The following is a 12,626-nucleotide window of genomic DNA, read 5'->3' as shown; positions in this document are numbered from 1 at the left end:
TGATTACCGGTCCGCGAGGAGTGAAAGGGTGTTGTGCCATTCCGCTTCGACTTCATGTGCAGTGGCAAGCAGATGATCGAAGCTAGGAAGGTGATCCACGTCTGGCAGGGAAGGCGAGTCTGGGACAGAATGTCCTGACTGGAGCAACTCCGTGAACTCTTCGCGCATCGTGGTCATGCTCAAAGCGCTGCTACAATGCGTGCCCCCGACCGCGTTGCTGCGTGCTTCCTGCCAAGCTCGACCGTGGCTCATGTCTGACAACTCCGCGGATGTCAGCGAACCGTAGAAATTCACAACGCTTTCAATCGTTGCTCGGGCAAATGGCGAAAGTGCCGAAGAATTCCCACCAGGAACGTGTGGGACCTCCCATCCACGCGCGACGTTTTCTGTACTGCGGCGGAGGTCATAGGGGACGGGTCCTTTTGCCCAAGCTTGCAGCTCTTCTTCAAATAATGGCATTCCGGTCCAGGCAAGGTGCCAGCCTTGGGAAAAGAAGCAGATTTTATAAAGCTTCATCTTGTCGACGCCGGGGATGAGTTCGGTCACATACTGGCCGGCGTCAAGAATATTGGACATAGTGATCACCAACTTTAGAGAGGCTTCAGGAACCCAACGGTACTCGAACCTAATGGACCGCTATCCTACCAGCACATACGAGTGTGCTACGAGTGAAGTTGTTTTGCTTGAGGGCTGTTCTTTACGGGGCTGCCTGGGCGGCTGGCGCGCCACGTGACAGGGGAGACGCCACAGTGCTCGGCACATTCCGGAACGCGCCATAGGCGCGGCCGGTCTACTCATCGATAATGATGGGCTGCACGGCTATGCCTTCTTTTTGTTCTTGTCGATGCCGTAACCGACGGCAAGGAAGGCGAGACCGAAAAGAGGGTTGGCGCCTGCGAGGGTGGTGATGATGCCGGTTCCGGCTCCAAGGAGTGTGAATCTCATTGTGGGTCCTTTCTTCAAACCCACCATACCAACAAAAACACCCCCACCACCAGGCAAAACGCCAGGCAGCGGGGGTAAACGAAAAGCGCCCCCAGCAGGATTCGAACCCGCGACACACCGGGTAGAAGCCGGTTGCTCTAATCCACTGAGCTATGGAGGCTGAGCTGGGCGTCGACAAATCGGCGCCCAAGCCTTCGATAGTATAGCGCAGTTAGATTCCGCACAGCGCGCGGGTGGCGTCGCTGATGGTGGCCAGGCGGGCATCGGCGGCGGCCCAGTCAGGCGCCTCTCCCGTTTCGACTGGCAGGACCACCTCGAGGTAGCACTTCAGCTTCGGCTCGGTGCCGCTCGGGCGGATGACTACGCGGTCGTTGTCCGCGGTGCGGATCAGGATGCCGTTGGTGCCTGGGGTGGCGCCGTAGCCGTTGTTGAGGTCGACGTACTCGACAACCTCAGAGCCAGCGAGCTCCGTCGGGGTGTGTGCGCGGAGGCGCTGCATGGCGTCGCTGATGAGGGAGAGGTCTTCGACGCGGAAGGTCAGCGGCTGGGTACGGTACAGGCCGTACTTGCTGGCCAGGGCGTCGAACTGCTCGAGCACACTCATGTTGCGGGCCTTGAGCTGCGCTACAATCGAGCCGACAATCACCGCAGCGGACATGCCGTCCTTGTCGCGGGCGTGCGCCGGGTCGACGCAGTAGCCGATCGCCTCTTCGTAGCCGAACACAAGCTGCGGGGTGCGTCCGATCCACTTGAACCCGGTGAGCGTCGTTGCGTGCTCGAGCCCGTGCGCTGCCGCGATTTTGCCGAGCAGCCTGCCCGAAACAATCGAGCACGCCGTCGAACCGCCCTGCGCGCGCGACGCCATGTACTCGCCGATCAGTGCTCCGGTCTCGTCGCCGGAGAGTTTCACCCAGCCGTTGCCCAGCGGGGTGCCCGCGCTTGGGGTGGTGCGCGCCGGGACGGCGACTGCGCAGCGGTCGGCGTCGGGGTCGAGGGCGATGATGACGTCCGCGTTGACCTCGTTCGCCTTCTCGACTGCGAGGTCGAGGGCACCGTCCTCCTCCGGGTTGGGGAAGGCAACGGTGGGGAAGTCAGGATCAGGCTTCCACTGCTTCTCGACGCCCACTACGTCCCCAAAGCCCGCAGCCTCCAGGGTGGTGCGTGCGAGTTCGCCACCGACGCCGTGCATTGGTGTGAGCACGATCGTGATCGGTGGGGTGCCGTCGAGGTCGCTAAGCGCGCTGGTGGCGGCGACGTAGCCCTCGCGGGTGTCCACCTGCTCGATGTTTGTGTCGAGGGGGAGCTCCGTCGCGCCGGGTGCGGCGGCGATGCAGGCGGCGATCTCGGCGTCGGCAGGTGAGATGATCTGGCAGCCGGCAGCGTTGTCTGCGTCGACGATGCGCCCGCCGAGGTAGACCTTGTAGCCGTTGTCCCACTTCGGGTTGTGGGACGCGGTGACCATGATGCCGGCGTCGGCGTTGAGTGCGCGCACGCTGAAGGAGGTCAGCGGGGTCGGCTGGGCCAGCGGCAGCAGCATGGCGTGGCCGCCAGCACCGGCGACGACCTCAGCTGCGGCCTGCGCGAACTTGGAGGAGCCGTGGCGGGCGTCGCACCCGATGACCACACGAGGGGTGTCTACCTGCTGCTTGAGCCAATCCATGAGACCGGCGGTGGCGCGCATAACCACGGCCTGGTTCATGCGGGACTCGCCGAAGCCGATCTCGCCGCGCAGCCCGGCGGTGCCGAACTGCAGGGGGCCTGCGAAGGCCTTCGCGAGCTCAGCCTCGTCGTCGAGGACGGCGGTTAATGCCTCTCGGGTGGCGGGGTCGGGATCTTGCGCGATCCACGCCTCGGCCTGTGCACGAAGATCAGTAGCCATTGTTACTTCCACCCTTCCAGCACGGCAGCGGAGCTGGACAGGCCCAGGCGGGACGCGCCAGCCTCAATCATTTCCTTCGCGGTGGCGGCGTCGCGGATGCCGCCGGAAGCCTTCACACCGAGCTTGTCGCCGACGGTCTCACGCATCAGCTTCACGGCGTGCGCGGAGGCACCACCGGCGGGGTGGAAGCCTGTCGAGGTCTTCACGTAGTCGGCACCGGCCTCCATGGAAGCCTTGCACGCTGCGACGATCTCGTCGTCCGTGAGGACGGCGGACTCGATGATGACCTTGAGCAGCTTGTCGCCGCACGCCTTCTTTACCGCGGCGATGTCGTCGCGTACGACGTCCCACTTGCCTTCCTTGGCGGCACCCAGGTCGATGACCATGTCAACCTCGTCCGCGCCATTTGCGACGCTGTGCGCGGCATCGGCTGCCTTTGCCTCAGTTGGGACCGCGCCGGACGGGAAGCCACACACCACTGCGACCTTCAGGTCAGCTGGGGTCTCGATTGGCAGCATGGATGGGGAGACGCAGACGGAGAACGTGCCGAGGTGCGAAGCTTCGTCGATAAGCTTGGCGACGTCCTCGTGGGTGGCCTCCGGCTTGAGCAGCGTGTGGTCGATCATCTGGGCGACATTGTGGCGAGTAAGCATGTTGAAAAACTCCTTGATGTGTAGAAAGTGTGCAGGTTAAGCCGGTTGCTTCATGCGAGCGGTGAGCGCTGCGTAGAGCGCGGTGCCGGCGACTGCGATGATGGCCAGGATGAGCATGACGGTGGGGTAGCTGCCCGAGTTTTGTGGCAGGAAGCCTGGCACCCCAAGGCCGAGATCCACCAGCTTCGCGCTGTACGCGATGCCGAGCGGGACGGCGACGTTGATTGTGAGGTTGTAGAAACCGATTGCGATACCCGACTTCGCAGCGGGGATGTTGCCGATTGCCGTCGCGACCAGTGGCGCGTACAGCAGGGCGAAACCGCAGGCGAAGAGCAGGGAGGAAAGCATGAACACCCACGGGCTGGCTTCCATCCCGACTGCGAGGATCAGCAACGCGATGGTGATGGAGGCGAGTGCGGTGAAGATCGCGGGGCGCGTCGGCAAGAACTTGCCGATCTTGCCTGAGAGCGCGCCGACGATGACGGCGCCGGTGTAGCCCGGGATGAGCAGCAGGGAGGCGTCGTCAGCGCTGAGCCCGTGGACGGCCTTCGCCATTGCGGGGAAGAGCACCAGGTAGCCGAGCTGCACCGAGTAGACAATCGCGACCAGCACGATGGCGGTGACGTAAGCGCGGTTCTGGAAGAACTCCGGGTTGACCAGCGGGCGCTTGCCCTTCTTCACGTGCGCGATGAACGCGATGAGCGCGAGTGCGAGCGGAATGAGCCACAGGAACTGGAAGGCCTGCATGAACATGATGGCGCTCGTGGCCAGCACAGCGATGAGGAAGAGCCCGAGCCAGTCGACGTGGCCCGACTCCAGGGAGGCCTCCTCCGGGACCGTCTTCATGATGACCGGGACGGCGAAGACCAGGATGAGCGGGATCAAGAACATCGCGGTCCACGAGATATGTGTGGCGATGTACCCGGACGTCAGTGCACCGAAGAGCGTTGCGCCCTGGAACGCGGAGGTAGAAAAGCCAAGGTAGGTCTTCTGATCCTTCTCGCTGAGGTGCTTGGTCACGTAGATGACGTAGAGCGTCTCCGCCGCAGCGAGGCCGGTGGTCTGCACCACGCGGCCGACCAGCACCAGCCCCCACACGTTTTGGCCGAGGTAGCCGATGACCGAACCGACCAGTGTCAGCGTGATGCCGACCATCAGCAGCTTGCGGATGCTCACCACGTCAGCCAGCGCCGCGTACACCACCGCGCCGATGCCGATGATCACGCCAGCAAGCGAGGCCTGCAAGCTGACCTCGTTGAGGGACAGATTCAGTGCCTCACCCATCGAGTCGGTCATGAACTTGAAACCGTTATCGATGATCAGTGAGAACACGAAGGTAAACAGGATGATCGGCACGGCCCGCTTCGGGTTGAGCGCCTTTTGAACTGTTTGAGATGTCATGGTGAGTTCCTTCAAACGTGTGGGATGGGTTGCGGGTTAGACGGCGGCCAGCGGAAGCGCCAGCTCCATCATCTGGGTAAACGCGCTCTGACGCTCCTCAGCGGAAGCCTTCTCGCCGGAGCCGATGACGTCGGACACGGTGAAGATGCCCATCGCGTCAACGCCTGCCTCGGCGGCGACGGCGTAGAGGCCGGCGGATTCCATCTCGACGCCGAGTACGCCCATCTTCGCCCAGCGGTCGTTGACGTCGTCCTTGAAGTTGTAGAAGACGTCGGAGGACAAGATGTTGCCCACATGGATGTCGACGCCCTGCTTCTGCGACTCCTTGTAGGTCGCCTCAAGTAGCTTCCAGGACGCGGTCGGGGCGTAGGTGCCCGGCAGGTCGTACTGCTCGATGAAGTGCGAGTCCGTGGATGCGGAGGAGGCGACGATGATGTCGAAGAGCTTCATGTCAGGCTGGAAGCATGCGCAGGAGCCGACGCGGATGAGCTTCTTTACGCCGAAGAAGTGAATGAGCTCGTAGGCGTAGAGGCTGATGGACGGAATGCCCATGCCGGAGCCCATCACGGAAACTTCGTGGCCTTGGTAGGTGCCGGTGTAGCCGAGCATGTTGCGCACGGCGTTGAACTGGACTGGGTTTTCCAGGTAGGTCTCTGCGATGAACTTCGCGCGCAGTGGGTCGCCCGGCATGAGGACGGTTTCAGCGATAGGTCCGGTTGGGACGATGTGCGGGGTGGAGACGGTCGGGGTGGACATGTGCAACTCCTTTTGCAGTATCTGGTTGACCTTTCGGTGTCCACTCTAAGACCGCTAGGAACATATGGCAATATTAAAGTTTGCAAATGTTCTGATTGGGGGTGCGATACACCCCAGATGGGGGAGAAGGGGCGTCAATTAGCGAGTTTTCGCAATCTCCAGCACCCGAACCGCCGTCGGCTGATCAATCACCAAATCACTGGCCAGCCCCATCCACAGCGCCGTCTCAATCGCCTCAGCTTTATACAAACCCCCAGCTACCAGCACTCGACGTGGTCTCGCCCGCAGCTCGTCAAGCTCAATGCCCACCGTCAGATCATCAATTCTTTTCGACGCCACATCCCCCTCCCGCGTGTAGAACCGCGAACAAGCATCCCCCACCGCAACCCCGAGCAGCTCCCGCGACATCTCCTCAGACAGGTACCCCAGATTCATCAGCAAGCTCTGCTTTCGCACAGAACCCACCGTGAACACCGCCACGTCGGTCTCCCGCCCCTGCTGCAGTACGTCCGCAATATGGGAATCCTGCTCCACGATCTCCTTAGTTTCCACTCGCTCAAAAATGACAGGCAGTGGGAGCGTTAACGCGGGCGCGTTGAACGCGGTGCAGAAACCGGTGATCGTCTCAAAGTCATTCGTTGCCAGGTTGGAACGCGACGACCCACCTTTCAATTGCACAATCTGGCGCGCCCGCATGTTCGTCGATCGTAGATTCCGCGCAATGTTGAGCAGCGTTTTTCCCCAGGACACCCCCACCGAAAGGCCATCCAACGGCATCGACTCCAGGTAGCGCGCGCCCGCTACCCCAAGATCCTCCATGATCGCTGCAGATGGGTTCGCCGGGTGAACAATCCGCACACCCTCCAGCGTGTACCGGGAGGTGAGATCCTCGATCAGGATCTCGTCCGCCTCCTGCGGGTCGTGTACCTCAATAGTGACGTAGCCACGGTCCTTCGCGTGCTGCAGAAGCTTCGCCACCGTAGGACGGGAGCAGCCCATCTCCGCAGCAACCTCCGCCTGACTCAGCTCCGAGCGGTAATACAACTTGGCAGCCGTCAGCGCATCCCGATCACGTGTGTCCATGCACTACAGCGTAGCGCCTGGGGGTTTGCCCTTAACTGTGTGGCAATATCTTGGCTAGGCCCTAAGCGAAAGGAAAACCATGAGCAACGACGAAGTAACGATGCCACGCAAAGAATACGAGGCGCTGAAACGAGAAAATGCTCGACTGCGCAAAGAAGCCAAGCTGTGGAAGGACACTAGCGATGTCCTGGGAAAAGCTATGGGGTCTCTGCCAAAGCAACATGGCGGGACCTCCGACGCGGCGGAAAAATTCTAAGCCCCGAAGAAACGAAGCGGTACGAGGAAGGAGTACGTCAAGAAAACGAGTTCCTGGATCTACTCATGGGCGTCGGGCATTCTATGAGTCGCGCCTGCAAAATTTTGAAGATCTCACGCTCGAGGCGCTATTACCAGACCAACCCGAGGCCCAAAAAGGAAAATCCGATCCCTCACCGCGAACGAAACATCCCACGTATTCCGGATTCAGATGTACAACAGATTCTCGATCTTTTCGACGCCCACCCCGACCTGAGCGCGGACGCCATCTATCAGAAGGCGCAAGACAGCGGGTTGCAGCTCGCGAGCTTGCGGACTTTCTACCGCATCGCCCGTGCACACGGGAAGCTACAGCGTCAGCGCCGCGCTGCTGAATCAGACTCGTAAATCCACCGTGGCGTTTTTCGCGACGGACCCTCTGCGTTGGGTGTCCGCGCGGCGGACACTTATTGGTGGTGGGTTTTCTGGAGCTGCTGGTGAGAGGGCTGCCGCGGACAGAGTGCGGTCAGGGTGTCCGCGGGGCGGACAGTTTTTCCGGGTTGAGGCATCATCGGGTGCGTGTCCGCGGGGCGGACAGGGCAAGTGGTTGGTTCTGCTCAATCCGCAAGGTGGGAGGGGTGCCGCGGACAGGGTGTGGCATGCGGGTTGTCCGCGTGGCGGACAGTTTTTCCGGGTTGAGGCATCATCGGGTGCGTGTCCGCGGGGCGGACAGGGTAAGTGGTTGGTTCTGCTCAATCCGCAAGGTGGGAGGGGTGCCGCGGACAGGGTGTGGCATGCGGGTTGTCCGCGGGGCGGACAGTTTTTCCGGGTTGAGGCATCATCGGTTGCGTGTCCGTGGGGCGGACAGATTAAGCGGTTGGTTTTCTCAAACGGCTGGTGAACGTGCTGCCGCGGACAGGGTGTGGCAAGCCGAGTGTCCGCGGCGCGGAATCAGCGAATGGTGGATGGCAGCGTTCTTTTAAGTGAACTGTCCCCGACAGGTCTGAGTCCTGGTGGGGCTGAGCAAGAAGCTATTGTTCACACTTGTGACGTAGAGGGGGAGAAGTGGGCGTCGAAAAACTTGGGAACATGCAGATTGCAAACGTAGGGTAGTGAGCATGTCAAATGCGCAGGTTGCCTCAAAGTCGGCGGTGAAAGCGGCGTTTCCGTTGTATCTTGCGGCGGGGCTCGTCGCGGCGCTCATCGCCGGGGTGATTTCGGAGATGTTCGCGGGCGCCTCGCTCGCGGCGTTGGGCATCCCGGATCCGGGGGCGTTGACGACGTTCGGACTGCCGGCGCTGCGGGGCGCAGCGTGGGTACTGGCCGCGCTGGCAGCTGGGTCCTTTCTCTTCTCGGCGTGGTTGTTGCCGCCGAAGCAGACGGGCGCTGACCTCAACGGCGCGCACTTGACCGTCGACGGGGTGATTGCTTCCCGGACGGGGGCGGCATCATCCGCGGGGTTGGCGCTGATCGGAGTGGTGATGGTGCCGCTGGTGCTTTCCGACGTCTCAGGCCAGCCGCTGAGCACCGTGATGTTTGAGGTCGACGCCTGGACCTTGGCGCTGGACAAGGTTGCTGACGCCCGCGTCTGGCTGATTGTCGCGGCAATCGCGGCGTGTGTGGCCGTGGCGGGGTACCGGGTGTCGTGCTGGTGGTCGCAAGTGGCTTTGTTCATCGGCTCGTTGTTGGCGATTATGCCGCTGGCGCTGACTGGTCACTCCGCGACCGGTGGCGATCACGACTTCGGCACGAACTCCTTCATCTGGCACCTGGTGTTCCTGCTGGTGTGGGTTGGTGCCCTGATGGCGCTGGTGGCGCACGGTTTCAGGTTGGGGCCGGACTTGGCACCGGCGGTGCGCAGATATTCGCGCATCGCGCTGTTCGCGTTCGTAGCGATGGCGGTGTCGGGCGTGATTAATGGCGCGATCCGCGTGCACCTGGACGACATCACCCGCTACGCCTACGGCTGGGTGCTGGTGGGCAAGCTGGTTGGCATACTGCTGCTTGGTTTGATGGGGTATGCGCACCGCGAGCGCACGATTCCGGCGCTTGAGGCGGAGGGGCCGTCGCAACGCAGAGCGTTCGTACGGCTCGGCGCGGTGGAAGTGCTGGTGATGGCCGCCGTGACTGGCCTCGCTGTCACGCTCGGACGCACTCCGCCGCCACCGCCACGAGACCCGAACCTCACCCCGATGCAGATCCAGATGGGCTACAACCTCGAGGACCCACTGACCTGGGCGAACTGGGTCGGGCTGTGGCGATTCGAGCTGCTCTACAGCGTGATCGCGATCCTGCTGGCCGTCTACTACCTGCACCTGACGCGCCGGGTGAGCGGGTGGTCGAAGGGGCGCACGGCGTGGTGGCTGCTGGGCTGCGCGACCGTCGTAGTCACGATGTGCTCCGGCATCGGGCTGCACATGCCGGCCTCTTACTCGGCGCACATGACCGTCCACATGATCCTGTCGATGGGGGTGCCGGTGTTCCTCGTGCTGGGCGCGCCACTGTCGCTCATTATCGACGCCTACCCGTCCGGGGAGTTCAACCCCCGGCTGTGGGCGCAGTCCTTCCAGCGCAGTAAGTTCCTGCGCATCGTGACGTACCCGCCGGTGTCCGCGGTGCAGTTCCTGGTGTTCTTCTATGTCATGTACGTGTTCACTGACCTGTACGAGCTGATGATTTCGGAGCACGCGGGCCACGTCATCATGAACGCGGTGTTCCTGGTGTCGGGCTACTTTTACTTCTGGGAGCTCATCGGCCCGGACTACATCGAGGGGCGCGTGACGGCGAAGACGCGCCTGCTGTGGCTGTGGATCTCCATGCCGGTGCACCTCTTTATGGGTGTGTACCTCATGCAGCTCAACACCGTGATGGGCGAGGAGTTCTACCGTTCGCTGCTCCTGCCGTGGGACCCGGATCTGCTGGCGGACCAGAAGGTGGGCGGCGGTATCGCCTGGGCGTCGGGCTCGTTCCCGCTGGTTATCGTGTTCGGTGTGCTGTTCATCCTGTGGTGGCGCGAGGACCGCGCAGAAACCGCAGAGGTCGACCGCATCGCGGACGAGACTGACGACGCCGAGTGGCGCGCCTACAACGAAATGCTCGCACAGTACACGTCGGATACCCCGCAGCACAAGGGCTAATCGACGATTCCCTGGGATCTGTGGAATTCCAAAAATCAATCCACAGGCTGCAAGGCCGCATCCTTTCTTTTCTGTTTCTGCACTGGAAAGCTCCGAGTTGTACCAGTTCAGCAAACAATTGAAAGGACACAACAATGAGCCAGATGAACGTCACCGTATGCGGAAACTTGACGGCAGCACCGTACTTTAAGTGGTTCCCGGCGTCGGGAAACTCGGTGTGCAAGATGCGCATCGCGTCCTCCCGCAGGCGGCGCACGGGCGAGCAGGACAACCAAGGCCGCGACATTTGGGAGGACACGGACCAGCTCTACATCGACGTCGAGTGTTGGAACCAGCTCGCCATCAACGCGCGCACCTCACTGTTCCGTGGCGCGCCGGTGATGGTCTCCGGACGGTTGGTCACGGAGACCTGGGTGGAAACTAACGACGCCGGTGAGAAGCTCAACCGGTACCGCACCGTGCTGAAAGCGGACAAGGTCGCGTTCGAGCTCGGCATGCACCAGATCTCCTCCTGGAAGATCACCGAGAACGGCCACACACTCGAGGGCCAGCCTGCGGTGAAGATCAAGACGGCGGTCGACTTCATGACGGAAGAGGAGCGCGAGTTCTACTTCGAGCAAATGAAGATGCAGGCGTCGGACTCGGCGGCGGCTACGGAACCACAACCGCAGTCGCCTGAACTCGAGCCGGTAGCTGTGGGTGCTGGCAGCGGCGAAAGTGACGACGGCCCCGCGCCGTTCTGACGCCCGCGGTTGCGCTCTCGCTCGGCGCTGGGGAAGCGCACGTTCACCTTTCGCTGATGTACCCTGTGAAACGATGTATGTCCGCTTCAGTTAAAGGGGTTTTTACGTGGCTGAGTTCATCTACACGATGAAAAACGTTCGCAGGGCCATCGGTGACAAGGTCATTTTGGACAATGTCACCATGGCCTTTTATCCCGGCGCCAAGATTGGTGTCGTTGGGCCAAACGGCGCAGGTAAGTCCTCGCTACTCAAGATCATGGCGGGGATTGACCAGCCAAACAACGGCGAAGCATTCCTGGATCCCGGCGCAACGGTCGGCATCCTCCTGCAGGAGCCACCGCTGAACGAGGAGAAGACCGTTCGAGAGAACGTCGAAGAGGGCCTCGGCGACATCTTCGAGAAGAAGCAGCGCTTCGAAGAAATCGCTGAAGAGATGGCGACGAACTACACCGACGAGCTCATGGAAGAAATGGGCAAACTCCAGGAGGAGCTCGACGCCGCTGACGCCTGGGAGGTCGATTCCAAGATTGAGCAGGCGATGGAAGCACTGCGCTGCCCGCCGTCCGATAGCCCGGTGACCAAGCTTTCCGGTGGTGAGCGCCGCCGCGTCGCGCTGGCGAAGCTGCTGCTGTCCGAACCGGACCTGCTGCTGCTCGACGAGCCAACGAACCACCTGGACGCCGAGTCCGTCCTGTGGCTGGAGAAGCACCTGCAGTCCTACCCGGGCGCAGTTCTGGCGATTACCCACGACCGCTACTTCCTGGACAACGTGGCCGAGTGGATCTGTGAGGTCGACCGCGGCAAGCTCTACCCATACGAGGGCAACTACTCCACCTACCTGGAGAAGAAGGCCGAGCGCCTCGAGGTTGCTGGCAAGAAGGACCAGAAACTGCAGAAGCGTCTGAAGAACGAGCTCGAGTGGGTACGATCCTCGCCGAAGGCGCGCCAGGCGAAGAACAAAGCGCGTCTGGAACGCTACGAGGAAATGGCTGCCGAGGCAGAGCAGTACAAGAAGCTGGACTTCGAAGAAATCCAGATCCCGACGCCTCCACGCCTGGGCAACAAGGTCGTCGAGGTCGAGCACCTGGACAAGGGCTTCGACGGCCGCGTCCTGATCAAGGACCTGTCCTTCACGCTGCCGCGCAACGGCATCGTGGGCGTGATCGGCCCGAACGGTGTGGGTAAGTCCACCCTGTTCAAGACCATCGTTGGGCTGGAAGAGCCAGACGCAGGCACCGTCGTGGTCGGTGAGACCGTGAAGCTGTCCTACGTCGACCAGAACCGCGAAAACATCGACCCGGAAAAGACGGTGTGGGAAGTAGTCTCGGACGGCCTCGACTACATCGTGGTCGGCCAGAACGAAATGCCGTCGCGGGCCTACCTCTCGGCGTTCGGTTTCAAGGGCGCTGACCAGCAGAAGCCGTCCAAGGTGCTCTCCGGTGGTGAGCGTAACCGCCTGAACCTGGCGCTGACGCTGAAGCAGGGCGGCAACCTGATCCTGCTCGACGAGCCGACCAACGACTTGGACGTCGAAACCCTTGGCTCGCTTGAGAATGCGCTGCAAAAGTTCCCAGGTTGCGCTGTCGTGATTTCGCACGACCGCTGGTTCCTGGACCGCACCTGTACCCACATCCTCGCCTGGGAAGGCAACGTTGAGGAAGGCAAGTGGTACTGGTTCGAGGGCAACTTCGGCGACTACGAGAAGAACAAGGTTGAGCGCCTCGGTGAGGAAGCGGCGAAGCCGTCGCGCGTCACCCACCGCAAGCTCAGCCGCTAACAGCGGAAAAGGTAGGAA

The 12,626-nt window shown here is 61.8% G+C and carries 12 protein-coding genes and 1 tRNA gene; 5 read left to right on the top strand and 8 right to left on the bottom strand.

From position 1 onward, the window contains the following. Nucleotides 1-3 precede the first annotated feature (3 nt). From KBP54_RS08735 to KBP54_RS08700, 8 genes are all read right to left on the bottom strand, one after another. Nucleotides 4-576, bottom strand: coding sequence for a Panacea domain-containing protein (locus tag KBP54_RS08735; RefSeq protein ID WP_070362005.1), 573 nt, complete (start codon nucleotides 574-576; stop codon nucleotides 4-6). 243 nt (nucleotides 577-819) lie between these two features. Next, nucleotides 820-945, bottom strand: coding sequence for a hypothetical protein (locus tag KBP54_RS08730; protein WP_255365827.1), 126 nt, complete (start codon nucleotides 943-945; stop codon nucleotides 820-822). 86 nt (nucleotides 946-1,031) lie between these two features. Further along, nucleotides 1,032-1,105: transfer RNA gene (locus KBP54_RS08725), tRNA-Arg, on the bottom strand. A 51-nt stretch (nucleotides 1,106-1,156) separates the two neighbouring features. Next, a complete protein-coding gene (locus KBP54_RS08720; RefSeq protein WP_070478442.1) occupies nucleotides 1,157-2,824 on the bottom strand; it encodes a phospho-sugar mutase in 1,668 nt (555 codons plus the stop codon). A gap of 2 nt (nucleotides 2,825-2,826) precedes the next feature. Continuing rightward, nucleotides 2,827-3,477 (bottom strand): deoxyribose-phosphate aldolase, encoded by a 651-nt coding sequence (deoC, locus tag KBP54_RS08715; RefSeq protein WP_070478440.1) that lies wholly within the window; start codon nucleotides 3,475-3,477, stop codon nucleotides 2,827-2,829. Between the two features lie 36 nt (nucleotides 3,478-3,513). Beyond that, nucleotides 3,514-4,878: an MFS transporter gene (locus tag KBP54_RS08710; RefSeq protein ID WP_070478438.1), complete on the bottom strand. Its 1,365-nt coding sequence runs from the start codon at nucleotides 4,876-4,878 to the stop codon at nucleotides 3,514-3,516. Nucleotides 4,879-4,914: 36 nt separating this feature from the next. After that, nucleotides 4,915-5,634, bottom strand: a complete 720-nt coding sequence (gene deoD, locus KBP54_RS08705) for a purine-nucleoside phosphorylase (protein WP_070478436.1) — start codon at nucleotides 5,632-5,634, stop codon at nucleotides 4,915-4,917. 138 nt (nucleotides 5,635-5,772) lie between these two features. Then, nucleotides 5,773-6,717: a sugar-binding transcriptional regulator gene (locus KBP54_RS08700; protein WP_256000891.1), complete on the bottom strand. Its 945-nt coding sequence runs from the start codon at nucleotides 6,715-6,717 to the stop codon at nucleotides 5,773-5,775. Nucleotides 6,718-6,796: 79 nt separating this feature from the next. On the opposite strand from KBP54_RS08700, the gene KBP54_RS08695 reads away from it, so the two are divergent. The 5 genes from KBP54_RS08695 (at nucleotide 6,797) to ettA (ending at nucleotide 12,608) form a co-directional block, all read left to right on the top strand. Next, nucleotides 6,797-6,973, top strand: a complete 177-nt coding sequence (locus tag KBP54_RS08695; RefSeq protein ID WP_177224297.1) for a hypothetical protein — start codon at nucleotides 6,797-6,799, stop codon at nucleotides 6,971-6,973. Between the two features lie 104 nt (nucleotides 6,974-7,077). Next, a complete protein-coding gene (locus tag KBP54_RS08690; protein ID WP_143110603.1) occupies nucleotides 7,078-7,359 on the top strand; it encodes a helix-turn-helix domain-containing protein in 282 nt (93 codons plus the stop codon). A 710-nt stretch (nucleotides 7,360-8,069) separates the two neighbouring features. Then, a complete protein-coding gene (locus tag KBP54_RS08685; protein WP_256005406.1) occupies nucleotides 8,070-10,088 on the top strand; it encodes a bifunctional copper resistance protein CopD/cytochrome c oxidase assembly protein in 2,019 nt (672 codons plus the stop codon). 134 nt (nucleotides 10,089-10,222) lie between these two features. Next, nucleotides 10,223-10,831 carry a single-stranded DNA-binding protein gene (locus KBP54_RS08680; RefSeq protein ID WP_070478429.1) on the top strand — a complete coding sequence of 203 codons (609 nt, stop codon included), beginning with the start codon at nucleotides 10,223-10,225 and terminating at the stop codon, nucleotides 10,829-10,831. A gap of 106 nt (nucleotides 10,832-10,937) precedes the next feature. Continuing rightward, the gene (gene ettA, locus KBP54_RS08675) at nucleotides 10,938-12,608 is read left to right on the top strand and encodes an energy-dependent translational throttle protein EttA (protein WP_071573571.1); all 1,671 of its coding nucleotides are present in this window, start codon (nucleotides 10,938-10,940) and stop codon (nucleotides 12,606-12,608) included. Nucleotides 12,609-12,626: the final 18 nt, after the last annotated feature.

This window comes from Corynebacterium pseudogenitalium (genome assembly GCF_024453815.1).
In the GTDB taxonomy this organism is placed as follows: Bacteria; Actinomycetota; Actinomycetes; order Mycobacteriales; family Mycobacteriaceae; genus Corynebacterium; species Corynebacterium pseudogenitalium.
The sequence above is the reverse complement of the archived record's forward strand: the minus strand, read 5'-3'. Positions and strand labels throughout refer to the sequence as shown.